The sequence below is a fragment of the Aquabacter sp. genome (assembly GCF_965279295.1).
Taxonomy (GTDB): Bacteria; Pseudomonadota; Alphaproteobacteria; order Rhizobiales; family Xanthobacteraceae; genus Aquabacter.
This window is the reverse complement of record NZ_CBDIHQ010000018.1, coordinates 170975-196211: the sequence shown is the minus strand read 5'-3', so window position 1 is coordinate 196211 and position 25237 is coordinate 170975. Positions and strand designations below refer to the sequence as shown.

Below are 25237 nucleotides of genomic sequence, written 5' to 3'. Positions count from 1 at the left end.
GTCGCCCCCGGAAGGCGCCGAGTCAGATGGTCCAGTCCAGATCCTCGGCCCGTTCCAGATAGCCGTTCTCTGCGAGATAGGCGATCACCCGATCGGCCAATTCCTCCGGCGTCGAGGTACTTGCGGGGAGACGCAGTTCCGGCGCCTCTGGCGGCTCGTACGCGCTATCGATACCGGTGAAATTCTTGATCAGCCCCTCGCGCGCCTTGCGGTAGAGACCCTTGGAATCGCGCTGCTCGGCAACTTCAAGCGGCGTATCGACGTAAATCTCCACGAACTCGTCTTTTCCCACGAGGTCACGGGCGAACTGGCGCTCGGCCCGGAACGGCGAGATGAAAGAGACGATCGCGATCAGCCCCGCATCCGCGAACAGCTTCGCCACCTCCGCGACACGCCGGATATTTTCCACCCGGTCGGCGTCGGTGAAGCCGAGGTCCTTGTTCAGGCCGTGGCGGACATTGTCGCCGTCCAGCACATAGGTGTGCCGGGAGGCCGCGTGAAGCTTCTTCTCCACCAGCGTCGCGATGGTGGATTTGCCGGCGCCGGACAGGCCGGTGAACCACAGCACCACCGGCTTCTGATGGTTCAAGGCCGCCCGCGCCGTCTTCGAGACCTTCAGTTCCTGCCAATGCACATTGGTCGCGCGCCGCAGGCCGGAGAGGATCATGCCCGCACCAACCGTCTGGTTGGTCATGCGGTCGATGACGATGAACGCGCCGGTGCCGGGGATCGTGTCGAACGGGTCGAACGCGATGGCCTCGCGCAGCGCGATGTGGACTTCGCCCACCTCATTGAGCGCCAGCGCGCGTGCCTGTTCGGGCGCGTAGGTGTTCACATCGATCTTGTGGCGAATCGAGGAAACGCTCGCCCCCACCGTGTGGGTGCCGATCTTGATAAGATAAGGACGGCCGGCAACCAACGGCTCGTCGTGCATCCAGATGATCTGGGCGGCGAACTGGTCGGCCAGTTCCGGGCGGGCATTCGCGGCAGCAAGAATATCGCCGCGCGACACGTCGATCTCGTCATCGAGCGTCAGCGTCACCGCCTGGCCGGCGCCCGCCTCGGGGAGGTTGCCATCCGCGGTGACGATAGCCTTCACTTTGGACACATGGCCGGAAGCCGCAACGGCGATCCTCTCGCCCGGCCGCACCATCCCGCTGGCGATGGTGCCGGAGAAACCCCGGAAATCCAGGTTCGGCCGGTTCACCCACTGCACCGACATGCGGAAGGGTAGCCCCTCAGCCGAGCGCGAAACGTCGACGCCTTCCAGATAGCGCACCAGGGTCGGCCCCTGGTACCAGGGCGTCCGCTCGCTCCGGGTCAGCATGTTGTCGCCGAAGCGGGCGGAAAGCGGCACCGCCTGGAAGCTGGTGAAGCCGAGGTCCGCGACCATCGCGCGATAGTCCGCAACGATGGCATCGAACCGCGCCTGCGAGAAATCCACGAGGTCGATCTTATTCACCGCCAGCACCACATGACGGATGCCCAGCAGCGAGACGATGAAGGAATGGCGCCGTGTCTGGGTCAGAATGCCCTGGCGGGCATCCACCAGAATGACCGCGAGGTCCGAGTTCGAGGCCCCGGTCGCCATGTTGCGGGTATATTGCTCATGCCCCGGCGTATCCGCGACGATGAACTTGCGCCGCTCCGTGGCGAAGAACCGATAGGCGACGTCGATGGTGATGCCCTGCTCGCGTTCCGCAGCGAGGCCATCCACCAGAAGCGCGAAATCGAGATCGTCACCGGCGGTACCGTATTTGCGGGAATCGCGGGCGAGGGTCTCGACCTGGTCCTCGAACAGCAGCTTGGTGTCGTAGAGCAGGCGGCCGATGAGGGTGGACTTGCCGTCATCCACGCTGCCGCAGGTGAGGAAGCGCAGCAGGCTCTTGGTTTCGGGCGCGAATAGGTCCAAGCGGGGAGCGGCGTTCATCAAAAGTAACCCTCCCGCTTCTTCTTCTCCATGGAAGCGGCCTCGTCATGGTCGATTAGACGGCCCGAACGCTCCGAGGTGCGAGCCGCCAGCATCTCGCGGACGATGGCCTCCAGCGTGTCCGCCTCGCTGTCGATCGCGGCGGTGAGGGGATAGCAGCCGAGCGTGCGGAAGCGGACCTTACGCTGTTCCGGCACTTCACCGGGCTCGAGGCGCATGCGCGCGTCATCCACCATGATCATCTGCCCGCCGCGCCACACCACGGGGCGCTCGGCGGCGAAATACAGCGGCACGATGGGGATCTGCTCGGCCAGGATATATTGCCAGATATCAAGCTCGGTCCAGTTCGACAGAGGAAATACGCGGATCGATTCTCCGGGCTTCACCCGTGCGTTGAACAGGTTCCACAGTTCCGGCCGCTGGTTCTTGGGGTCCCAGCCGTGATTGGCGGTGCGGAAGGAAAAGATGCGCTCCTTGGCGCGACTCTTTTCCTCGTCGCGCCGGGCACCGCCGAAGGCCGCATCGAACCCATGGGCGGTCAGGGCCTCCTTCAAGGCGTCGGTCTTCATCACGTTGGTATAGAAGGACGAGCCATGGTCGAAGGGGTTGATGCCCTGCGCCGCGCCGGCCTTGTTGGTGTGGACCATGAGGTTGAAGCCCAACTCCTTCGCGATCCGATCGCGGAAGGCGATCATCTCCTGGAACTTCCAGCCCGTGTCGACATGCAGCAGAGGGAAAGGCGGCTTGGCAGGGAAGAAAGCCTTCACCGCCAGATGCAGCATCACGGCTGAATCCTTACCGATGGAATAGAGCATCACCGGATTGGCGAATTCCGCCGCGACCTCGCGCATTATGAAGATGGCTTCAGCTTCAAGACGCTGGAGATGCGAAAGACGATCCGGTGAGATCCCTGCGGTGAGCGCGTCGGCGCTGTTCACTGCGGCCATCAATTTATTCCTGCTGCAGGGGCGGTCACCTGGACCAGCCGCAAATCGCCATAGGCGATGAAGGAGGGATTGGCGTAGGGCGCATCGCCCCCCGCTTGATCCTTGCCATAGAGGAATGGAGAGCCATCGACCTGGGTCACCAAGCCCCCTGCGGCGCGCAGCACAGCGTCCCCCGCAGCCGTGTCCCATTCCATGGTGCGTCCGAACCGGGGATAGACATCGGCCTGCCCTTCCGCCACGAGACCGAACTTCAGCGAGGAACCGGCAGCCAGGAACGACGTCACCGAGAGGCGGCGCAGCCATTCGTCGGTCTCGGGATTTCCATGGGAGCGGCTGCCCACGGCCGCGATCCCCTCGGAGGGTGCCGCGCGCACGCAGATCGGCTCTGCCGGCCCGAGGACATCATTCGCCACCAGCCGCCGGAACGCGCCCAGCCCCGCAGCGCCGGAATAAAGCACACCGAGGGCAGGGGCGTAGACCACGCCGATCATCGGCACCCCGTTTTCCACCAGCGCAATATTGACCGTGAACTGGCCATTGCGGGATACGAACTCCCGTGTCCCGTCCAGCGGGTCCACAAGGTAGAAGCACGCGCACGCGGCCGGCACGTTGCCCGCGGCCGCTTGCTCCTCGGCCACCACTGGAATGCATGGGGAAAGGCGCGCGAGACCTTGCAGAATCACCGCTTCAGCGCGGGTATCGGCTTCGGTCACAGCGGACGCGTCGGACTTGATCGCAACGGTGAAGTCGGTCGAATACACCGCCATGATCTCCCGCCCCGCCGCGATAGCGAGCAATTCCAGATCGGGGAGAAGAAGACTGGCGGCAAAATTCGTCTGCATCCAAAGGCCCTGATTGTGTGGCGATCCTTAGCCCTCGAAAGCCTTGATTGCAAGAATTTGAATGTGAATTAAAATAATAACATATTTTAATTGTATTTTATAATTTTGATGTCCTACAACATTTCACGGGACGTTGCCCTCTTCCTGTTATAAGGGCGCGTCAATCTAGCCGGCATAATGGCCCGCCGTGGCACCGCGGGAAAGTATAGCAAGGGAAAGCATCCATGCGCGTCGCAATGATCGGTACGGGATATGTGGGCTTGGTCTCCGGCGCCTGTTTCGCCGACTTCGGGCACCATGTGACCTGCATCGACAAGGATGCCTCCAAGATCGCCATGCTGAAGGAGGGGCGCATCCCCATCTTCGAGCCGGGCTTGGACGAACTTGTTGCGCGCAACGTCGCCGCAGGCCGCCTGGACTTCGACACCGACCTCACCCAGGCGGTAAAGGATGCGGAAGCGGTGTTCATCGCCGTGGGCACGCCCTCGCGCCGCGGCGACGGCCATGCCGACCTCAGCTACGTCTTCGCCGCCGCGCGCGAAATCGCGGCCGTGGCAGAGGGCTATACGGTCGTCGTCACAAAATCGACGGTTCCGGTGGGCACCGGCGATGAAGTGGAGCGCGTGATCCGCGAAGCGCGCCCGAATGCTGACATCTCCGTGGTCTCGAATCCCGAATTCCTGCGCGAAGGCGCGGCCATCGAGGACTTCAAACGACCCGACCGAGTGGTGGTGGGCGCAGAGGACGCACGCGCCGAAGCGGTGATGAGGGCCATCTACCGCCCGCTGTCCCTCAACAATCTGCCCTTGATGTTCACGGCGCGCCGCACGTCGGAGCTGATCAAATACGCCGGCAACGCCTTCCTCGCGACGAAGATCACCTTCATCAACGAGATCGCGGATCTCTGCGAGCAGGTGGGCGCCAATGTGCAGGACGTGGCGCGCGGCATCGGCCTCGACAACCGGATCGGTGCAAAATTCCTGCATGCCGGCCCTGGCTATGGCGGCTCCTGCTTCCCTAAGGACACGCTGGCTTTGACACGCACCGCCCAGCAGGTCGGCGTGCCGCTGCGGATCGTCGAGACCGTGGTGGCGGTAAATGATGTGCGCAAGCTGGCGATCGCACGGAAGGTGGAAAAGGCGCTCGGCGGGCAGGTGCGCGGCAAGACCGCCGCCATCCTCGGCCTCACCTTCAAGCCCAATACCGACGACATGCGGGACAGCCCGGCGATCTCGATCATCAACTCGCTCGTCGACAAGGGCATGCGCGTGCGCGCGTTCGACCCCGAGGGCATGGAGGAAGCCAAGCACCTCCTGCCGCCGTCGGTGGAATACGGGCAGGGGCCTTACGAGGTGGCCGAAGGCGCGGACTGCCTCGTCATCATCACAGAATGGGATGCCTTCCGCGCGCTGGATTTCGACCGTCTCAAGACCATCATGCAGCAGCCCGTGCTGGTGGACCTGCGCAACATCTACCTTCCGGAACAGATGGCTCAGCTCGGGTTTGTCTATGAAAGTGTCGGCCGGCCGGCTGGCGGACCCGATGCCGTCGTGCTCAGCGCGGCTGAATAGAGCAGGGCGCCTCATTCAATAGCCAAGATTTTCATAAGCTTGGCATGCGTAACAAGCTTGGCGTGAGGAACAAGCACGCGGGGCTCACGTTCGATGTTCAGGGTACAGGCAACAATGTCTGCCTTGAGATTTCAATCGAACGGGAGCTTCGCAATGGGCATCTTTTCCAAAGACATTCAGAACATGGATGATCTCTTCGTGCACACGCTGCGCGACATCTATTACGCCGAGAAGCGCATCCTGAAGGCGCTTCCCAAAATGATCGAGAAGGCGAGCGATCCCACGCTTAAGCAGACGTTCCAGTCGCACCTCGCGGAAACCGAAGTCCATGTGAAGCGTGTGGAGGAGGTATTCCGCATGCACGGCGTGGAAGCCAAGACGGTAACCTGTCCGGCGATCGACGGCATTCTCGACGAGGCCGACGACATCGCGGGCGAGGTCGCCGACAAGGAAGTGCTCGACGCCGCGCTGGCGGCAGCCGCGCAGGCGGTCGAGCATTACGAAATCACGCGCTACGGCACGCTGATCGCCTGGGCCAAGCGCCTCGGCCGCGCCGACTGTGCGCAGGTGCTGTCGAAGAACCTCGCCGAGGAAAAAGCGGCGGACCAGAAGCTCACTGCAATTGCCGAAGCCAAGCTCAACATCCGTGCGGCGGAGTAGGGCCGGCAATCATCTGTTCTCGGGAGCGGGCGCGGATTGGATCGGCGCCCGCTTTTTTTGGCTTCAGGGCGGAGCGGGACAGAGGACTTGGGCGGCTGAAATCGAAAACACTTAATTCGCAGAAGAGATATTATGGAACATATTTATATCCATTAACTCAAATGGTTGGTGCCGGGATCAAGGCGCGCGCCCTGATCGGCTCCCAACTGAGCATACGTCCCTTGTCGGAATCCTGGGCAACACTCGATAAATGGGGGAATGGAGCGGCTCGCTCTGCCTCGATAGGCCCGCACGCGACGCACGACGTGTAAGAGACGCCATCTCCCTGGGCTCGCTGTCATGCATGCTCGGCCGAGAGATAAGCCCGATGACGAATGGGCTTAAGGGAGAGATGCCTGCAGAGGATTGAGGCGCCAAGGATGGCCGGTTCAGCCGAGGATCAAGACCCTCCAGGCCGGAAGCGACCAACGACGGGCCGCGATACCGCTCTTGAGGCGATTCGTTACGTGAGTGGTGAAATACGTGCAACGGCCACCACTTAAGTCGACCCTCTCATCCTAAGGCAAAGATTCAGCAGCCGATTGAAAGCTCATCATGTCGTAGGCAGGCTCGACATTTTCGGGCAGGCGCGCGGCCAGTTCCGCATAGTCCAGATCGGTGTGCAGATTGGTCAAAATCGCCCGCCGGGGCTTCAGCGCTGCGATCTCGGCAAGGGCTTCCTCGACCGTGAAATGGGTCGGATGGGGCAGGTCGCGCAGCGCATCGAGGATCCACACATCAAGATTCCGCAGATGCTCGAGGCTATTTTTCGGGAATGCGCTCACATCGCTGGAATAGGCGACATCGCCAAAGCGGAAGCCGAATGCGTCGATATCGCCGTGGTGCATGCGGAACGGCAGGGCGCTAATTGACCCCCCTGCTCCGTCCACGACGATCTCCCGCCCTTCATGGAAGCGGCGCTCGATGATGATCGGCGGATAGCTGCTGCCGGCCGGCGTCTCGAAGCAATAGCCGAACCGCGCATGAAGCGCCTTGGAGGTTTCCTCGTCGATATAGGCGGTCAGCCGTTTGCGGTGGTGAATGACCAGGGGCCGCACATCATCGATGCCGTGTGTGTGGTCGGCATGGGAATGGGTGAACAGGACGGCATCGATATTGGTCACGTCCGCGTCGAGAAGCTGCTCGCGCAGATCCGGCGACGTGTCGATCAGAACCGTTGTGACGCCATCCGGCCCGGTCCGGCGCACGAGCAGCGAACAGCGCCGGCGACGGTTGCGCGGATTGGCGGGATCGCAGGCGCCCCACCCCTGCCCGACGCGCGGCACACCGCCGGACGAACCGCAACCCAGAATGGTGAAGGTCAAGGACATTGGAGAACCGATCCGTCTGCGTCTCGTGCTTACCCGCACCGGCGGGCTCAACCAAGCCCCCGCGTGCAGTAAGTGCGCAACCATCCACGCGCTGCGGCGTTAAAGGCAAGCTCGGCCGTTGGCCCTGCATGGCCCGCCGCTCCGGAGACGTCTCGTGCCCGCTTTTTTCTCCTCGCGCTGCCGGGTTGCCTAAATGGAAAATGGTGCCAACGGCCGGGCTTTGCAGCCACCACTCCTGACCACCGAGCAGGATGCCCCCCGCCCCCACCTGGGCAATGGCACAGTCAGCACGCTGGTGGGCTTCATCGCAATCGTCAGCATGTTGTATTTCGGCCGGGACGTGTTCGTTCCGGTGGCGCTCGCCGTGCTGCTGAGCTTCGTCCTGTCCCCCGTCATCCTCGTGCTGCGGCGGATCAAGGTGCCCCGCACGCTGTCGGTGGCGATCGTGGTGGTGGTCGCGTTCCTGGGCATCATCACGCTGGGCGGTGTGGTGGCGACGCAGGTGGGCGAACTCGCCAGCGATCTGCCGCGATACCAGCAGACCATGCGGGAGAAGATCCGCACGCTCAAGGAGACCACGGAGGGCTCCGGCACCTTCGACCGCCTGGCGCGCATGCTCCAGGAATTGGGCCGGGAAATCGATCCGCCCACCGCGCAGACTCAAAGCAACGCGCCGATGCCGGTGGAAATTCACCAGCCCTCCCCCGGCATGCTCGCCATGCTCCAAACCGTGGTCGAGCCTCTGCTCCACCCGCTCGCCACCATCGGCATCATCTTCATTTTCGTGATTTTCATCCTCCTGCAGCGGGAGGACCTGCGAAACCGCTTCATCCGGCTTGCCGGCGCCCACGACATCCAGCGAACCACCGCCGCGCTCGACGATGCGGCGGCACGGCTCTCGCGCTTCTTCCTCACTCAGGTGGCCCTCAACGCTGCATTCGGCCTGGTCATCGGCCTGGGACTGTGGGCCATCGGCGTCCCCAGCGCGGCCTTGTGGGGTCTTTTGGCGGCCGTGCTGCGCTTCGTGCCCTATATCGGCGCGGCGATCGCGGCGATCCTGCCGCTGATCCTCGCGGTCGCCATGGACCCCGGCTGGAGCATCGCGCTTTGGACTCTGCTTTTGTTCGCGATTGTCGAGCCATTGGTGGGGCACATCATCGAGCCCCTGGTCTATGGCCGCAGCACCGGTCTCTCGCCCGTGGCGGTGGTGGCGTCAGCCACCTTCTGGACCTGGCTGTGGGGGCCCATCGGCCTGGTGCTGGCGACGCCGCTGACGCTTTGCGTCGTGGTGCTCGGCCGGCATGTGGACCAGTTGAATTATCTCGACGTGATGCTGGGGGACCGCCCTCCCCTCACCGCCCCGGAACTTTTCTACCAGCGGATGCTGGCGAGCGACCCCACCGAAGCCACCAGCAAGGCGGAGGAATTCCTCAAGGAGGGCACGCTGCTCGCCTATCTCGACGACGTCGCCCTGCCCGGCCTGCGCCTTGCGGAACGTGATGCCGAGCGTGGCAGCCTGGACCCAGAGCGGATCGAGCGCCTGACCACCAGCGTGTCCGAACTGCTCGACAATTTGTCGGATCACGACATCGGCGCCCCGCATGGCGACACACGGGACCTCGAAGCCGAGGCGGCGCTGGAACTCGCGGGCCCGAGCCCCCGGTCATTTCCCACACTCGATCCCGAGATCCTGTCGCAGCGCTGGCGCGGCGAATCCGCGATCATCTGCCTGCCGGTTCGTCCCGGTCTCGACGATGCCGCCACTTCCATCGCCATCGACCTGTTGGCACGGCATGGATTTTCCGCGCGCCTGGAGGCGCCGGAGCGCATGTCGCGCAGCAATCTCGCCCATCTGGAAGGTTCGGGCGTGGCGGTGGTGGTGCTGTCCACGCTGGAGGCGCGCTCGGCCGCGCTGATGCGCTATTCCATCCGCCGCCTGCGCCGGCAGATCCCGGACGCCCGGATCGTGCTGTGTGGATGGGGTGCGCTCGACGACCGGGCATTGCGCAGCGCGCTGGAAACCGCGTCGGGCGCCGACATGGTGGTCGCAACCCTTGAAGAGATGCTGGCCGGCCTGCTGGATCTTGCCACCGAAAGTGCCGACCATGTCCCGGTGCCGTTGGCAACGACAGAACCGAGCGGACGCGACGTCCGACGCCCGGCTCCCACAACGATGTGAACCGGCTCCCACAGGCCACCTTTGAAATCGCCGCCACGCTCATGGCGCATGATGTAAAGGCCGTCGACCGACAGGATCGATCCCGCGGTGGCATCGATCATGGCGGTGGGACGGGCTATGGCGAACGATGGGACGCGGTTCATCACGCTGATGCCGGAAAAGCTGTTTGCGTGAGGGTGAATTCGAAAATGGGCGAGGCACATCAGCCTCGCCCTGAATTGTACGGCGAGGCTCAGAAAGCCACGGTCACGCGCGTATTGAAGGAGCGGCCTTGGCCGGCCACGGGATACCCCCATGCCGCCGACGTGCCCATCATGCTGGACACCTGATAGTTCACGAGGTTCGAGCCTCCGAGCGGCAGGTCATATTCTGTATCGAGGATGTTATCGATTCCGAAATCAAACTTGAATTGACCCAACTGATAGCTGGTTCGAAAGTTGAGCAGCGCATAGGCTGACGTCTCAAGTTCGTTGTGCACTTGGCTTACCTGGGTTTTTGCGCCAACCAATTGAACCTCGACGCTTGAACTCCAATTCCCGAGCACATGGTCTAGCGCCAACGTCGCATTGACCGGCATGATGTGATAGAGGTTGGTACCATCGGTGCGCTGCCCCCGGACGAAGTTCAGAGCGCCGCGAAAGCCACCCTGGCCCCACTTCGGATCATCCCATAGGGCCAGCTTTCCATCGATGTTTACGCCATATAGCCACGCATCGAAGTTGGCGAACTGGAGATAGACGAACGTGTTATCGGCGACCAGGTTGGTCGGCAGGTTGGAGAGGCAGCCCGCCAGATTGCACCGCTGGACGTCGATGTAGTCCTGCACATAGCTGTAATAGGGTGAGACGCGGACCTGCCAGACCTTCTGAGCGGGATCATGCCAATCTGCTGTGAAGCTAACGGTGTGAGCCTTTTCTGGCTCCAGATTGATGTTCCCGACGTATCCGTTGCCATCGCCGAACCAGCCGATCATCTGCATGGCCATGGCGTTGGTCGACCACGTATAGCGTTCGTAGAGGTTGGGTGAACGTGTCTTCCGAGACAGGCCAAGTTCATAGAGGCTGAACGGGTTCGCCTCATATCGGACGATGGCAGAGCCATCGATGTTGAAGTCTGTGCGAGCGTGGCTTTGCGCATTGAACGCGGCAGCGTCTGCTCCATACATCATCTGATCATAGCCCTGCACATCGCCCGTATTCATCCAGACGATGTCGTTGCGTAGGCCCACAATGGTGGTCCATTGGGCATCGATATGCCGCTCCCATTCTCCGAAATATCCGAAGCGCAGGCGCTGCCCGTTGTTAATGTTTTCGAACGTGTCCGGGCCCATCATCATGGAGCCAGCCACGGGGGGCCACCAGTCGTCGAGTTTGTTGTAGTAAAGCTCGTTGCCGATGCGGATGATATCGTGAGGCGAAAGACCTAAGGTCGCCTTGACCCGATAGCCCATATCCGTGCTGCGGGTGTCCATGGGCATGTCGCCGGTCTTGTCCGGCTGGATGAAGCCCATGGTGTGACGGACGCGGTTGGCGAAGACCGATGCTTCCAGCCGCCCCCAGTCGAAGTCCCCTTCATAATTGCCGTTGGCGTAGACGCTCTTGTTGTCGACCAGGTCCATGTACTGGTTCACATACCCTTGGTAGGGGATGAACTGTCCGCCGATTTGGAAGGTGAACAGGCTCTGATTGAACTGCTTGGCCACAGTCAAAGAGTGATTCTGGGTCTCGTACATGGTGGACTTGATGACAGTGCCGTTGCCGGACGTGTAGTCACTGGCGCGCGCCCACCCACCCGTATAGCGCACACTGGTGTCCTCGTTGGACACCGTGCCATTGAAGTCCGTCCCGTATGAGTTGCCGTTGCTCCGGTAAAAGCCGGAGAGGCTGCCGGAAACCGAAAGCGCCTGTCCTTGTGTGAACTTTGGCGGCGCCACCGTGACGTCGGCCTTTGCTCCCGTATAGTCGCCGCCGACACTGACGGGTGCGGTGCCCTGATAGATCTTAATGGTCGAAATCATCGCCGGGTTTACGTAGGACATCGGCGGGTTCATCTCGTTCGGACACGCCGGACTGAAGATCATGTTGTTGATCGCGATCTGCACCCGATCCGCACCCATGCCGTTGATTGCAGGCAGGCTCGATACGCCGCCAGCCCCCCAAGCAGCCCCACCGGGGACGCGCGTGAACAGAGAGCCGGAATCGCTTGTCCAAAGGGTCGCGTTCTGAGCCTCCTCTTGCGAGATGACGGTGCTATCCGCGGGAAGAAAGCCCCCGAGACCCGCCTGGCCCGCCAAGGGGGCTACAACGACGACAGTGGGGAGTTCCGTTATCGTCTGGGCGGCCACCCCGCCTGAAGCGAGCGGGGTCAAGCAAAGGGCGGCCAGGGAGGATCCCATAAACAGTGTCCTTCGGCATGCATGGGCGTGAAACGTTCGGCTGGTCATGGCGATTCCAGAAATGCTTGGAGGCTGGCCATAGCGCATTGCAAGACCGCGCAAGACCGCGCGCCTATCAGGCAGGCTCAGCAATGTTGTGATTGGTTAGGTGCCGGGATCGCGACCGGCGACGCCTCAGGCTGCGGTAGGTGGTCCGCGGGGCCTATGTGCCACACGGCCTTCTGCCGGCACGAGGGCAAGGCTGTGGGGCGCTGGAAAACTGACTTCCGCTGCCGCCCGCTCGACCAAGGGAATAGCCGGCGGCGTAGGCAAAATTCCGACGTCTACCCGAGATAGGCAGAGGGGGCAGTGCGAGAACGCCTTGGTGCCGTCGTCCGTACCGCTATCGTGCGGACTCGATGGGTCGTTGGCACAAAACTGGTAGAGGTCGGGCGAGGCTTCCAGCGAACGGCTGGTGGCGAAAGCGCTGGTCAGAACAAGCTGGAGCAACAGAGCATAGGCTAGGGTCCACGCAATGGTGCGCGTTCCCTTCCACCCCTGTCCCAGACGTTTGATCATGTCCCGCTCCCGGCGGGACTATGGCGCCTATCCCTACGGAAAAACAGGTCGGTCAGTCGGACAATGTGTCCCACAAAAGGCAGGGCCTCGCTCTCGCCTCAGCCATCGTTCGCCGATGACAACTGCGCCGGCCTAAGCCCGTCCTCCGAGCCAGCCTTCAACGCTACATCAGGGGCGATCGACGCTCAGCATCCGGATTCCGTGTTGCATCCGTGTTGCACGAAGATTTTGGAAGCGGTTGGAAACCGTTGAAAACCACGAAAGCGGATTGCAGGACAAAACGGGCGAAAAGAGCAGCCGGAGCACGCTTCTAAATAGTTAAGTATTTGATTTTAATATATCTTTTTTGGTTCCAGATGAAGGGATTGAACCCCCGATCTTCGGTTTACAAAACCGATGTCGGCTGCCACGGCTTCAAGTCCCTCTGGCGCCCTCTCCTTCCGCTCGCTGTAACGATCCACCAGGTAGTCGGCGTGGTCGCGGGTCAGCAGCGTGAACTTGAATAGCTCCTCGCACACGTCCACCACGCGGTCATAGAGCGGGCCTGGTTTCATACGGCCGGCCTCGTCAAACGCCTCGAATGCCTTCGGCACCGATGACTGGTTGGGGATGGTGATCATCCGCATCCAGCGCCCAAGCACGCGCATGGCGTTCACCGCGTTGAACGACTGCGACCCGCCCGAGACCTGCATCACGGCAAGGGTGCGGCCCTGGGTCGGCCGCACCGAACCTTCGGCCAGCGGAATCCAGTCGATCTGGCTCTTCATAACCCCGGTGAGGGTGCCGTGGCGCTCCGGGCTTACCCAGACTTGCCCCTCGGACCACAGTGAAAGATCCCGCAGTTCGCGGACCTTCGGGTGGTCGGCTGTGGTGTCGTCGGGGAGCGGCAGGTGGTGGGCATCATAGATGCGCACCTCGCCGCCCATATGCTCGAGCAGGCGCGCGGCTTCGAAAGCCAGGAATCGACTGAAAGAACGTGGCCGCAGCGATCCGTAGAGGATCAGGAAGCGCGGCGCGTGGGGGTGCTTTCCGGCAATGCCGAAGCTTTCATAGGTCGGCACCTGGACGTGGGACTGCACCAGGTTGGGCAGACCATCTGAGAAAAGAGGAATGGACTTGCTCACGGTTTCGTTGTCACCTATTATTCAATATATATTGAGATATTGAACTGATGATCAACGAACCGCAAGCCCTGTCCGCCTTCGCCGCGCTCTCGCAAGAGACGCGCTTGCGCATCGTGCGCCATCTGGTGAAGGCCGGCCCAGATGGCATGGCAGCCGGCGTCATCGCCGAAGCGGTCGAGGCCTCCACCTCCAATCTCTCCTTCCATCTGAAGGAGCTGGAGCGCGCCGGGCTGATCCAGTCCCGCCGGCAATCGCGCTCGATCATCTACAGCGCCGCCTATGGCGGATTATCCGACCTTGTGGAGTTCCTGATGCGCGACTGCTGCCAGGGACACCCAGAAGTTTGCACCCCCGCCGTCGCGGCCCTCGCCGCGTGCGGCTGTAACCCTGACCAGGAGCAGATTCATGGCTGATCGCGTCTACAATGTACTGTTCCTCTGCACCGGCAATTCGGCGCGCTCGATCATCGGCGAAGCGATGCTCAACAAGCTGGGAGAGGGGCGCTTCCGCGCCTATTCCGCCGGAAGCCAGCCAAAGGGCGCGGTGAACCCTTTAACCGTCGAGGTCCTGCAAGAGACCGAGTTCTCAATCGACGGTCTCAGCTCCAAAAGCTGGTCCGTGTTTGCTGAGCCCGGTGCGCCTGCGATGGATTTCGTGTTCACCGTCTGCGACGACGCAGCGGGGGAGGCGTGTCCGGTGTGGCCGGGCCATCCGATTACGGCCCATTGGGGGATCGAGGATCCGGCGGCTGCCACCGGCACGGCAATCGAGCGCAAGGCGGCCTTCGTGAAGGCGCAGCGCTATCTCATGAACCGAATCACCGCGTTCACGGCGCTGCCTATCGCTAGCCTTGACCGCATGGCGCTGTCGCTGCGCGTCCGCGACATCGGCCATCTTGCCGGCACCACCTCCACCCGGCCCGAGGTGGCATGATGGACGTGATTATCTATCACAATCCGGACTGCGGCACCTCGCGCAACGCCCTGGCGCTGATCCGCAATGCTGGCGTCGAGCCCCATGTCATCGCGTATCTGAAAACCCCGCCTTCGCGCGTTCTGCTGCGCCAGCTCATCGACCGTGCCGGCATCACCGTGCGGGCGCTGCTGCGGGAGAAGGGCACCCCCTATGCCGAGCTGGGATTGGGGGACACCTCGCTGAGCGACGACCAGTTGCTCGACGCAATGATGGCGCATCCGATCCTGATCAATCGGCCACTGGTGGTGACACCCAAGGGTGTGCGGCTCTGTCGGCCGTCTGAGGCGGTGTTGGACCTCCTGCCCCCGCAGCTCGGTGCCTTCACCAAGGAAGACGGCGAGCGCGTCATGGACGCGGCCGGACATCGTATCGGATAGCTGACCCTCCCACCTGCAAGAAAACCCACCCATGCTCGCCCTCGCGATCTTCATCGCCACCCTGATCTTCGTCATCTGGCAACCGCGTGGCCTGGGCATCGGCTGGAGCGCCCTTGCCGGCGCCGCCATTGCACTGCTGAGCGGCGTCATTGGCATCGCCGATATTCCGGTGGTCTGGCACATTGTATGGGACGCCACCTTCACCTTCGTGGCGCTGATCATCATCTCGCTGCTGCTGGATGAGGCGGGTTTTTTCCACTGGGCGGCGCTGCACATTGCCCGCTGGGGCAAAGGCCGGGGTGCCCTGCTGTTTCCGCTGGTGATCCTTCTCGGCGCGGCAATCGCCGCCGTGTTCGCCAATGATGGGGCGGCACTGCTGCTCACGCCGATCGTGCTTGCAATCCTGCTGCGGCTGAACTTCCCGCCGGCCGCTGCTATAGCGTTCATCATCGCCTGCGGGTTCGTGGCCGACAGCACCAGCCTGCCGCTGGTGATCTCCAACCTGGTCAACATCGTCAGCGCCAACTTCTTCGGTGTCACCTTCGGCCGCTACGCGGCAGTGATGGTGCCCGTGAATCTGGTGTCGCTCGCCGCCACACTGGTGGTGCTGTGGCTGTTCTACCGGCGCGACGTTCCCACCACCTATTCTGTGGCGGATCTCGAACCGCCGGCCGGGGCCATCCGCGACCGGACGGTGTTCCGTGCCGCGTTTCCGCTGCTTTCCGTGCTGCTGCTGGCCTATTTCCTCACGGCGCCCCTCGGAGTCCCGGTGTCCGTCGTCACCGGTGCCGGCGCTCTGGTCCTGTTGCTGCTCGCCGGCCGCGGTGAGGTCATTTCGGTGCGCAAGGTCGTTGCCGGCGCACCCTGGCAAATCGTGCTGTTCAGCCTGGGCATGTATCTCGTGGTCTATGGTCTGAAGAATGCCGGCCTCACCGATCATCTCGCCGGGCTGCTGACTTGGTTCTCCGGACACGGCATCTGGGCGGGAGCGATCGGCACGGGCATCGCCGCGGCGCTGCTGTCATCCGTCATGAACAACATGCCGAGCGTCCTGATCGGTGCCATCGCCGTGCAGCAAGCGCCGGACCTCTCGCCGCTCATGCGCGAGGTGATGCTGTACGCCAACATCATCGGCTGCGACCTCGGCCCCAAGTTCACGCCGATCGGCAGCCTGGCGACGCTGCTGTGGCTGCACGTCCTGGCCAGCAAAGGGCAGCGCATCAGCTGGGGCCAGTACATGAAGGTCGGCCTTGTCATCACCCCGCCCGTTCTGCTGATCACCCTGGCAGCGCTGGCGGTCTGGCTGCCGCTCCTCGGCGCGCAGTGATGGTCTCCGCCCGCCGCTGGCCGGTGGTAACCGCGCTCGGCGTGGTGCAGATTCTGGCATGGGGCTCCTCGTTCTACCTGCTGGCGGTGCTCGCCACTCCGATCGTCGCGGACACCGGCTGGCCGCTGCCCTGGGTGATGGGTGGCGTCTCGCTAGGCCTGCTGATCGCGGGGCTCGCGTCGCCGCGCATCGGCATCACAATCGGCATCCATGGCGGCCGGCCGATCCTTGCATCTTCGGCGCTTTTGCTGGCGCTGGGCCTGACTCTGCTCGGCTCCGCACCGAACCTGGTTGTGTTCTTCAGCGCCTGGATGTTGCTGGGTCTCGGCATGGGAGGCGGGCTCTACGACGCCGCGTTTGCCACCCTCGGCCGGCTCTATGGCGGCACGGCACGCAGCGCGATAACGACACTCACCCTGTTGGGCGGCTTCGCCAGCACTGTCTGCTGGCCGCTGGCCGCCCTACTGGCCGACCAAATCGGTTGGCGCGGCACCTGTTTCACTTTCGCAATATTGCAAGTGGCGGTGTCGCTTCCGCTGATCTTGTGGCTGATTCCAGCGGCTCCAAACCTGGGGTCTTCCTCAGTGAATGCAGCCCCCGTCATGCTGCGGCGCGGAGAAGCTCGCGCCTTTTACACCTTCGCGACCATCCTGACGTTTGGCGGATTGGTGATGACCCTGCTGGCGATCCATCTCATCGCTCTCCTGGAGGCGCGTGGGCTGCCTCCAGCCGTGGCTGTAGGGTTAGGGACCCTGATAGGTCCGGCTCAGGTTGGTGCTCGGGTGGTAGAGATGGCTGGGCGCGGTCGCTATAGCCCGATGTGGACACTAACCGTTGCGATCAGCTTCATCTCACTCGGGATTATTCTATTGGCCACAGAGGCGGCGCCCGCGGCTCTCGCCATCATTCTCTACGCAGGCGGTAACGGTATTTATTCAATATCACGCGGTACTGTGCCGCTCGCGCTATTTGGCCCGGACCGGTATCCGGCGCTCATGGGTCGCTTGGCTCGACCTGGCCTGATCGCCCAGGCTACGGCACCTTTGGTTGGTGCCTACGCTCTCACGACGTTCGGCGCGAATGCCACGTTCGAGTTTCTCGTCGCGCTCTCGCTCATCAATGTTGCGCTCGTCCTGGTTCTTTGGCGGGTGGACGGCTGTTCGCCGACCATAAGCAAGGGTGCGCATCAAGGTCGCTGATGGAAGCGACACTCCGATGAGGAACTGGCCGGCAAGGGAGCTGAAAGAGAGTCGCACAGATGCGACTCTACTTCGTGGCAGCCCTGAACCCCGGCGGCCTCAGGTAAGGGTCTGTGCGCTCTGGAGCATCGTCGCACCTCGCCTCCGCTAGATCGCGGCGCATCGCACTGGCGCGTCGGGACGTCGACTGGCGTACCCGAGCTTGAATGCCCTGGAGGCGAATTTTCTGGTCCAGCGTCTGGGCCTTGTTCATGTTCGTGCCTCCTTTGCTGGACTAAGTCGGACGGTCGCCGAAGCGTTCCAGTTGGGACGATCACAGGTTCCTGAGGGCACTTGAGTGTGACAGTCGCATGACCTACCGGTGTCGAGAGCGCTGCACATTATGTGGGCACACTGATCGGAGCCCGACATGTCGGAAAAGAAACAGGCCATTCAAGACGCTCTTGTTGCGGGGGCAAAACAGGACCTTCGCGGCCAGCCTCTCTATGATTTCGTTAAGCAGGAATGCCCCGAAGCTAAGTCCAAGAAAATCGTAGATGCGGCCCTTCACGCCCTGAGCGACCCGAAATTGCGGGAGCGCCACATCCTCGACATCATCTATGATCTGGCTCTCAGCCGTCGCCTTGCCGCCGACGAAAAGCATCATCCTCAGGGCGAGCCGGGTACTGGCTCATTTGGCCCCAAGTTAGACAAGCGCCCGAAGTCCTGAACTGAAGCCGGAGGACCGCGAGCGGGTGACAGCGCGCTGGCGCGGTGTCGGCTACCCAGCCGTCTCGCGGACCTACGAGCGACAGGGCCGCCCTCGTTGCCGCAGAATCCCCGGCGTGCAGCGCGCCGCGCGAAAGCCGGCAGGCTACTCGATGAGGCCGGTCTCAGCCGGCCCTGCACTCCCGGCAGGAATCAGCCCCGTCGCCCTCTCGGGTGGCGGGGTTTTTCTTTCCCTGCCCTACATAGCGCTTCCATCGTCCGTGGCGACTCGGCGGTCACCGACGCCCAGAGACGAAAAAGGCCACCCGAGGGCGGCCTATTTTCTTCAATTTTTTCAAGAGTTTAAATGGTCGGAGCGAGAGGATTTGAACCTCCGACCCCTAGTCCCCCAGACTAGTGCGCTAACCGGGCTGCGCTACGCTCCGACGTGGGGCGGAGGCTTAGACCATGACGGCACGCCGGACAAGCCCTCTGTTGTCGACCGGCCGGATGTGCCCTTTGATCGTGGCGCGCACCGTGTAATTGTCCCCACCTTGCCGAACGGGGGCGGATTTGGATTTTTCCTTCACACTGCTGGATCTTGCCGGCTGCGTTGCCATGCTGCTCTGGGGCACCCACATGGTCCAGAACGGAGTGCAGCAGGCGTTCGGGCCGCGCCTCAGAACCTTGCTTGCCGGCGCTCTGAAGACGCGGCTGCGGGCGTTTTTCGCGGGAATCGGTGTCACGGCCTTGCTTCAGAGCAGCACGGCCACCGGCCTGATGGTGGCGGGCTTCACGTCGGCCGGAATGGTGGAACTGGTTCCGGCGCTTGCCGTGATGTTGGGCGCCAATGTCGGCACCACGCTGGTCGTGCAATTGCTGTCGTTCGATGTGTCGGCATTCGCGCCGGCCCTGCTTCTCATCGGCGTTGTGATGTATCGCCGTAAGGGCAGCGCGACGTCGAAGGAGATCGGCCCGGCCTTCATCGGCCTCGGCCTAATGCTTTTCGCGCTCCATCACCTCATCGACATCTTCACCCCGTTCGAGGATGCGCCCTCGCTGCGCATTCTCATGGGCGCAATTTCCACCACACCGCTGATCGCTGTGATGGTCGCCGGCCTGATCACCTGGGTGGTGCATTCCAGCGTCGCGGTGGTCCTTCTGGCCATGTCTCTGGCCAGCAAGGGGGTGATTCCCCCGGAAGCGGCCATCGCCCTCGTCATCGGGGCGAATCTGGGCAGCGCGCTCAACCCGGTGCTGGAAGCCAGCAGCACTTTGGACCCCATGTCGCGCCGCATGCCGATCGGCAACCTGCTGAACCGCGTGTTCGGCACGCTGATCGGCCTCGCCCTGATCGGGCCGATCTCGGTGGCGATGATCAAGCTACAGCCGGATATCACCCGCGCGGTGGCGGATTTCCACACGCTATTCAACGTCGTGCTGGCGCTGCTTTTCCTGCCGTTCCTTGGATATTATGGGCGCCTTCTCACCCGCATGTTCCCCGATAAGGTGGATACTGCCGACCCGGCGCGGGCGCATTACCTCAATCCGGCGGCGGTCGAGACCCCGGTGGTCGCCATCGGCAATGCGGCACGGGAGGCGCTACGGCTTGCCGACATGCTGGAGAGCATGCTTCTGGACGTGCGCGTGGCGCTGGAGAAAGGCACCACCGACAGCATCGCAGAGGCGCGTAAGCTCGACGACGTGATGGACAAGCTCAACAGCGCCATCAAGGCCTATCTGCTCAGCATCGATCGCAACAGCCTGAGCGAACGCGACGAGCAGCGAATCGCGGAAATCCTCGCCTTCTCCACCAACATGGAACAGGCCGGCGATGTGATCGACAATTCCATGCTGTCGCTGGCGGCCAAGCGGCTGCGGCGCGGCCTGCCCTTCTCCCGTGAGGGGGAAATGGAATTGAGGGCGGTTTTCGAGCGCGTCATTTCCAATTTGCGCACGGCGGCGGCGCTGTTCGTGACCGACGATCCGCGCGCGGCACGCCTGCTCGCGGCGGAGAAGGCGATCTTCCGGGACATCGAGACCAAGGCCACCCAGGACCATATGGAGCGCTTGCGCGCGGGGCAGAACGACACCGCCGAGGCGAGCGGCCTACACCTGGAGGTGGTGCGCGACTTGAAGCGAATCAACGCTCACCTCGTCTCCGGAACCGCCTACCCGGTTCTTGAAAGAGGTGGAGAACTTCTGTCTAGCCGCGTTCCCAGTTAGCAAAATGAAGTATAGTTGGTTATGTCAATGTAGCTTCTGATTTGGATGGTAAGAACGTAGCTAATAGCGCGTGTTGATTATGTCGCAGTTTGCGATTTATCAACCAGAATAGAACAGATTCATCCACTCAAGTCCCCGCTGCCACCTTTCTGCCTGCCACAGGTGACATTCCTGCCGCATTAGCTCGTCATTGGGCTGACCTCCATCAACGATACGGAGGTTTTGGGCATGGTGATTGGGAAGGGGATTTTGCTCGCGTCGATGGCTCTTGCAATGGGTGTGGCAACGCAACCTGCACGGGCTGACGCGGGACAGACCGGCCTCGCATCCTACTATTGGCAAGGAAAGGGAACCGCGAGCGGAGAGCGCTTTAATGCCGGGGGATTGACCGCCGCGCATCGCTCATTACCGTTCAACACCAAAGTAAAGGTCACCAATCTGCGCAATGGGCGCACGGTGGTGGTCCGCATCAACGATCGCGGCCCGTTTGTTCGTGGGCGCATCATCGACGTCTCCCGCGCCGCAGCGTCCGAGCTTGGCTTCACCGGCCACGGCATTACCCGCGTCAGCGTTGCCGTTCTCGGCCAGGACGAGGAAAACACTGCCGCGCCGGCGCCAACCAGCCGCCGCACCCAACTCGCCTCCGCGATGGAAAGCCAGGAGCCGGAGCGCAAGGCCGAACCGCAGGTGAACGCACCTGCCACCGGTGCCGAGGGTTGGACCCTCGTTCCGCCGCCCGTCGCCGCAGCCACGACTGCGCCCCAAGCGACGGAAGCCCAAACACCGTAAGACAGCAGATTGTAAGCCGGCTTATTGTCCGGGCAAAACGCGCCCCGTGGACCCAGTCAGCCGCCTTCAGCTTTGATCAGGATCGAGTGCCGTGGTCAGGATGCGACGGCACTCGCCAAGCTCATAGAGCGTTGCTTGAAGCCGGTGCACGTCATCTCGCGACAGCACCGGCTGAGGCGGATGTACCGGCTGGGCCGCAAGACGCGGTTCGGATCGCAAGTGCGGCGGCAGATACTGCTCCGGCGGGCCATGACGGCGCGGCTCCGGGGGGAAATGATGCCCCTCCCCGTCGTCCTCGCCATATTGCCACGCGTCGTCGTCCGGCCCACCCAGCACACCGGTCAATGGACCCACCCGGCCGACACGCGCCGCTGCGTCGGGATCGGCGCGCCGGCGTGCGCGCGCCGGGATGTATTCCTCCGGAGGCCCCTCCGGAGGCGGCGTGTGTTCCTTGAGGCGGCGGATGCGCGCGTCCAGCGGTTCGGAAATATTGTCCACCGGCAGCGCCAGAACATCGTCCTCGAAGAAGGGAAGCAGCGGGTCTTCCAGTTCCGGAAGCTGCGCGGCGTCGGGAAGGCGCGATGCAGGCCCGCGCGAGGGTCGGCGCGCCACCGGTGCTGGCCTTGGCTCCGGCACCACGGGCGGCGGCACATGCCGAACCTCGGGCGCCCTGGGGTGGTCTAGCGGCGCATGGGCGCGGTAAAGCTCCGGCTCCGGCACGTCCGCCGCATCGTCGTCGAACGCCTCATCATCAAACGGCTCGAACGGCTGGCTCTCCAGCCGCACGGCTTCGAGGTGCTCTGCGCGGGCACGCTCCGCCAACGCGCGCTCGTGCGAAGCGCGATCCTGCAACGCGCGCTCTGCCAGATGGCGCTCCGCGAGGTGACGCTCGACCTCAATGCGGGTGTTTTCAAGCGGCTGATGCGCGGGCTGAGGCGGGATATAGGGTGCCGCCTCGAAGCCCGGCAGGAAATCCTCGAAGTGCGGCTCGGCGCCGGCGTGAGAGGTCTCGGGCATCTCCATGAACGACGGTTCGGACGCATCGCGCTCCACCGCCCGGTCCGGCTGGCGCTCCTTGCGGCGCGGCAGCAGCCCGAGCAGGCCGCCGCGCGGGGTGCCGGACGCCGCCGGTGCCGGCGCCACATCGGGAGCGGGCTTGCCGAGCGGGAGAATTGCCCGCCCTTCCAGAAGATCAGCGCCCATCGCCTGAACCTGGCGCGGACCATTGTCCTTCAGAATGCGCTGCACACCCTTGATGGTGTAGCCTTCGCTATAAAGCAGGTGCCGGATCGCGCGCAGCAGGTCCACATCGTCGGGACGATAGAAGCGCCGGCCGCCGGCACGCTTGACCGGCTTGATTTCGCTAAAGCGGGTTTCCCAGAAGCGCAGGACATGCTGGGGAAGGTCGAGGTGATCCGCCACCTCGCTGATGGTGCGAAAGGCGTCGGGCGATTTGTCCGAGGGCCTCGCTTCTGCCACCTGCCTTACGCCCCCGTTATCGGCACCGTCGCGCCCATGCCGTCACTGGCGAGCATCAATCGCGGTCGTCGCCATTTGCTGTGCGCCCGTTTATGCGATTCTTCAAGATGCTGGAGGGCTTGAAGACCATGACGTGGCGCGGTTCGATGGGGACTTCTTCGCCCGTCTTGGGGTTTCGCCCAACACGCTGACCTTTTGCGCGAACCACAAACGAGCCGAACGAAGACAGTTTTACGGTCTCCCCTCGCGCGAGAGCGTCGGCGATTTCGCCCAAAACGGATTCAACGAGAGTTGCGGATTCGGTTCGTGACAAGCCTACCTGCTGGTAGACGGCTTCGCACAAATCCGCACGCGTGACGGTCTTCCCAGCCATGTGTCTCCCCGGCCCCATGAGAGAAAGACAGCAACGGTCGACCCTATCCACTCGGGACAAGACCGGTCAATGTCATTAACGACTTATTACCATCTCACCAGGGCTGAACCCCAGGTGAACCCACCGCCCATGGCTTCCAAAAGGACCAGATCGCCCTGCCCGATCCGGCCATCCTTGCACGCCACATCGAGCGCGAGAGGAATGGATGCCGCAGAGGTATTACCGTGACGGTCCACAGTTGTCACCACCTTCGCAGGCGCAATATGCAACTTTTGCGCGCTGGCATCGATGATCCTGCGGTTTGCCTGATGCGGGACGAACCAGTCGATGGTTTCAGCGCTCTCTCCGGTCGCGGCGAAGGCGTCTTCGATCACATCGGTGATCATACCGACCGCGTGGCGGAACACCTCGCGGCCTTCCATGCGCAGATGGCCGACCGTCCCGGTCGATGAGGGACCGCCATCCACGAACAGCTTCGCGCGATGGCGACCATCGGTGCGTAAATGAGTGGTGATAACGCCCCGCCCGCCGCTTTCGGCGTCCGGAACACCCTCGAGAACCACCGCCCCTGCCCCATCGCCGAACAGGACGCAGGTGCCGCGATCCTCCCAATCGAGGATACGCGAAAAGGTCTCGGCGCCGATCACCAGGGCGCGTTTGAAGGATCCGGTGCGCAGATGGGCGTCGGCGGTCGCGAGGCCGAACACGAAGCCAGAGCACACCGCCTGGAGGTCGAACGCCGCGCCGCGAGTGATTCCAAGCTCGGCCTGCACCGTCGCGGCGGTTGCAGGAAAGGTCTGGTCGGGGGTCGAGGTTGCGAGCACAACCAAGTCGATGTCGTCCGCCCCGAAGCCCGCATTGGCCAGCGCGCGGGTCGCCGCCGCGATCGCGAGGTCCGATGTCTTCTCACCGTCCGCGGCGATATGGCGCTGGCGAATTCCTGTCCGCTGGACGATCCACTCGTCCGTGGTATCGACCCGCTGGACGAGATCGGCGTTTGTCACAACGTTTTCGGGAAGATAGGAGCCAATCCCTCGGACCACGGACCTTATGACGCTCACGATTGGCCTTCCGCTTCCACAGCCACCGTCTCGGACGCTACCGCCTCTTTGGGCAGGCGGTTGACGAGGCTGGTTTCGATCCGCGTCAGCAACTGGTGACGCACCATGTCGTAACCGACGTCGACGGCTGATGCGAAGCCGTCGGCATCGGCGCCACCATGGCTCTTGATGACGACACCATTGAGGCCGAGGAAAACGCCGCCGTTGGAGCGGCGTGGGTCCATCTTCTCACGCAGCATCTTAAACGCGTCGCGGGCCAGAATGTAGCCGATGCGGGCGCGCCAGGTGCGCCCCATGGCGGCGCGCAGATACGTTGCGATCTGCTTGGCCGTGCCCTCCGCGGTTTTCAGCGCGATATTGCCGGAGAAGCCCTCCACCACCACCACGTCGACGGTGCCCGCACCGATATCGTTGCCCTCCACGAAGCCGTGGTAGCGCATGTCGGGGTAGGTATCCTCGCGCAGAATGCGCCCGGCTTCCTTGACTTCCTCCACGCCCTTGATCTCCTCGACCCCCACGTTCAGCAAAGCAACGCTCGGCTGGGGGATGTCGAAAATGGTCCGCGCCATGGCAGCGCCCATGATCGACATTTCCACCAGGCCCTGAGCTGTCGCCCCGATGGAGGCGCCCACATCGAGCACGATGCTTTCGCCGCGCAGAGTGGGCCATATGGCGGCGATCACGGGCCGTCCGATCCCCGGCATGGTGCGCAGGTTGAACTTGGCCATTGCCATCAGCGCGCCGGTATTGCCGGCGGAGATGGCAGCGTCGGCTTCGCGGGTCTTCACCGCGTCGATGCAGCGCCACATGGTGGATTTGTAGCGGCCGTTGCGCAGCGCCTGGCTGGGCTTGTCGTCCATGCCGACCACGATCTCGGTGTGGACGATGCGGGAGACCGCCGCGAGCGCGGCATGCTTTTGGAGAATGCCGCGAAGCCGCGTCTCATCGCCAAACAGGATGAATTGCGCATCCGGGTGTCGCGCTTGAGAGATGGCGACACCGGCGAGCACGACCTCGGGGCCATGGTCCCCGCCCATGGCGTCGATCGATATGCGGACGGGCGCGCTCATTCAGGCCGAAATTCCCGTTGATTCCTTGCGATGCGCCTTGCCGGGCGCGCCGGGACAATAGCGGCTCGGGTGAACGCCGCAACTACCGGACACGCTCT

21 protein-coding genes, 1 tRNA gene and 1 pseudogene are annotated in these 25237 nt (G+C 63.0%); 11 read left to right on the top strand and 12 right to left on the bottom strand.

Translation table 11 applies throughout. From position 1 onward, the window contains the following. Positions 1 to 22 precede the first annotated feature (22 nt). Genes cysN through cysQ form a run of 3 tightly spaced genes read right to left on the bottom strand, consistent with a single transcriptional unit; the run spans position 23 to position 3719 of the window. The gene (cysN, locus tag ADADO0_RS18805; protein WP_511306733.1) at positions 23 to 1930 is read right to left on the bottom strand and encodes a sulfate adenylyltransferase subunit CysN; all 1908 of its coding nucleotides are present in this window, start codon (positions 1928 to 1930) and stop codon (positions 23 to 25) included. Beyond that, complete coding sequence (cysD, locus tag ADADO0_RS18800) at positions 1930 to 2877, bottom strand: sulfate adenylyltransferase subunit CysD (RefSeq protein ID WP_511306732.1); 948 nt, start codon at positions 2875 to 2877, stop codon at positions 1930 to 1932. Before cysD ends, cysN begins: the two co-directional genes overlap by 1 nt. Then, positions 2877 to 3719, bottom strand: a complete 843-nt coding sequence (cysQ, locus tag ADADO0_RS18795) for a 3'(2'),5'-bisphosphate nucleotidase CysQ (protein ID WP_511306731.1) — start codon at positions 3717 to 3719, stop codon at positions 2877 to 2879. Before cysQ ends, cysD begins: the two co-directional genes overlap by 1 nt. A 224-nt stretch (positions 3720 to 3943) precedes the next feature. On the opposite strand from cysQ, the gene ADADO0_RS18790 reads away from it, so the two are divergent. Together ADADO0_RS18790 and ADADO0_RS18785 are read left to right on the top strand one after the other, a co-directional pair. Beyond that, complete coding sequence (locus ADADO0_RS18790; RefSeq protein WP_511306730.1) at positions 3944 to 5290, top strand: UDP-glucose dehydrogenase family protein; 1347 nt, start codon at positions 3944 to 3946, stop codon at positions 5288 to 5290. 153 nt (positions 5291 to 5443) lie between these two features. Then, positions 5444 to 5950 carry a YciE/YciF ferroxidase family protein gene (locus ADADO0_RS18785; RefSeq protein ID WP_511306729.1) on the top strand — a complete coding sequence of 169 codons (507 nt, stop codon included), beginning with the start codon at positions 5444 to 5446 and terminating at the stop codon, positions 5948 to 5950. Positions 5951 to 6507: 557 nt separating this feature from the next. Here ADADO0_RS18785 and ADADO0_RS18780 read toward each other — a convergent pair. Then, on the bottom strand, positions 6508 to 7320 hold the full coding sequence (locus ADADO0_RS18780; protein ID WP_511306728.1) for an MBL fold metallo-hydrolase: 813 nt from the start codon (positions 7318 to 7320) through the stop codon (positions 6508 to 6510). Positions 7321 to 7513: 193 nt separating this feature from the next. Between ADADO0_RS18780 and ADADO0_RS18775 the strand changes: the two genes are divergently transcribed. Beyond that, entirely contained in the window at positions 7514 to 9499 is a 1986-nt protein-coding gene (locus ADADO0_RS18775; RefSeq protein ID WP_511306727.1) for an AI-2E family transporter, read from the top strand. 232 nt (positions 9500 to 9731) lie between these two features. Here ADADO0_RS18775 and ADADO0_RS18770 read toward each other — a convergent pair whose 3' ends face one another. The 3 genes from ADADO0_RS18770 to arsH all read right to left on the bottom strand — a co-directional run bounded on the left by ADADO0_RS18770 (position 9732) and on the right by arsH (position 13576). Beyond that, complete coding sequence (locus ADADO0_RS18770; RefSeq protein ID WP_511306726.1) at positions 9732 to 11894, bottom strand: TonB-dependent receptor; 2163 nt, start codon at positions 11892 to 11894, stop codon at positions 9732 to 9734. A 174-nt stretch (positions 11895 to 12068) separates the two neighbouring features. Beyond that, positions 12069 to 12452 (bottom strand): DUF2946 domain-containing protein, encoded by a 384-nt coding sequence (locus tag ADADO0_RS18765; RefSeq protein WP_511306725.1) that lies wholly within the window; start codon positions 12450 to 12452, stop codon positions 12069 to 12071. Between the two features lie 332 nt (positions 12453 to 12784). After that, entirely contained in the window at positions 12785 to 13576 is a 792-nt protein-coding gene (gene arsH, locus ADADO0_RS18760; RefSeq protein ID WP_511306724.1) for an arsenical resistance protein ArsH, read from the bottom strand. A gap of 50 nt (positions 13577 to 13626) precedes the next feature. On the opposite strand from arsH, the gene ADADO0_RS18755 reads away from it, so the two are divergent. From ADADO0_RS18755 to ADADO0_RS18730, 6 genes are all read left to right on the top strand, one after another. Beyond that, positions 13627 to 13989 carry an ArsR/SmtB family transcription factor gene (locus tag ADADO0_RS18755; RefSeq protein WP_511307224.1) on the top strand — a complete coding sequence of 121 codons (363 nt, stop codon included), beginning with the start codon at positions 13627 to 13629 and terminating at the stop codon, positions 13987 to 13989. Then, positions 13982 to 14509 (top strand): arsenate reductase ArsC, encoded by a 528-nt coding sequence (locus ADADO0_RS18750; protein ID WP_511306723.1) that lies wholly within the window; start codon positions 13982 to 13984, stop codon positions 14507 to 14509. Before ADADO0_RS18755 ends, ADADO0_RS18750 begins: the two co-directional genes overlap by 8 nt. Beyond that, entirely contained in the window at positions 14509 to 14928 is a 420-nt protein-coding gene (gene arsC / locus ADADO0_RS18745; protein ID WP_511307223.1) for an arsenate reductase (glutaredoxin), read from the top strand. Before ADADO0_RS18750 ends, arsC begins: the two co-directional genes overlap by 1 nt. Positions 14929 to 14959: 31 nt before the next feature. Then, entirely contained in the window at positions 14960 to 16255 is a 1296-nt protein-coding gene (locus ADADO0_RS18740; protein WP_511306722.1) for an arsenic transporter, read from the top strand. Next, on the top strand, positions 16255 to 17454 hold the full coding sequence (locus ADADO0_RS18735; protein WP_511306721.1) for an MFS transporter: 1200 nt from the start codon (positions 16255 to 16257) through the stop codon (positions 17452 to 17454). Before ADADO0_RS18740 ends, ADADO0_RS18735 begins: the two co-directional genes overlap by 1 nt. A 409-nt stretch (positions 17455 to 17863) precedes the next feature. Further along, positions 17864 to 18163, top strand: a complete 300-nt coding sequence (locus tag ADADO0_RS18730) for a hypothetical protein (protein WP_511306720.1) — start codon at positions 17864 to 17866, stop codon at positions 18161 to 18163. 346 nt (positions 18164 to 18509) lie between these two features. Here the strand turns inward: ADADO0_RS18730 and ADADO0_RS18725 are convergent. Continuing rightward, positions 18510 to 18587 (bottom strand) — tRNA-Pro (locus ADADO0_RS18725). A 127-nt stretch (positions 18588 to 18714) separates the two neighbouring features. Between ADADO0_RS18725 and ADADO0_RS18720 the strand changes: the two genes are divergently transcribed. Then, entirely contained in the window at positions 18715 to 20367 is a 1653-nt protein-coding gene (locus tag ADADO0_RS18720; RefSeq protein WP_511306719.1) for a Na/Pi cotransporter family protein, read from the top strand. Positions 20368 to 20595: 228 nt separating this feature from the next. Further along, positions 20596 to 21156, top strand: a complete 561-nt coding sequence (locus tag ADADO0_RS18715) for a septal ring lytic transglycosylase RlpA family protein (RefSeq protein ID WP_511307222.1) — start codon at positions 20596 to 20598, stop codon at positions 21154 to 21156. Positions 21157 to 22356: 1200 nt separating this feature from the next. On the opposite strand, the pseudogene ADADO0_RS18710 reads toward ADADO0_RS18715, so the two are convergent. The 4 genes and pseudogenes from ADADO0_RS18710 to plsX all read right to left on the bottom strand — a co-directional run. Continuing rightward, positions 22357 to 22635, bottom strand: a pseudogene (locus ADADO0_RS18710) (MerR family transcriptional regulator); the annotation flags it as partial. Between the two features lie 55 nt (positions 22636 to 22690). Beyond that, positions 22691 to 23008, bottom strand: coding sequence for an integration host factor subunit alpha (locus ADADO0_RS18705; protein WP_511306718.1), 318 nt, complete (start codon positions 23006 to 23008; stop codon positions 22691 to 22693). Between the two features lie 86 nt (positions 23009 to 23094). After that, entirely contained in the window at positions 23095 to 24069 is a 975-nt protein-coding gene (locus ADADO0_RS18700) for a beta-ketoacyl-ACP synthase III (protein WP_511306717.1), read from the bottom strand. Then, positions 24066 to 25139, bottom strand: a complete 1074-nt coding sequence (gene plsX, locus ADADO0_RS18695) for a phosphate acyltransferase PlsX (protein WP_511306716.1) — start codon at positions 25137 to 25139, stop codon at positions 24066 to 24068. The genes ADADO0_RS18700 and plsX overlap by 4 nt, the downstream gene beginning before the upstream one ends. Positions 25140 to 25237 lie beyond the last annotated feature (98 nt).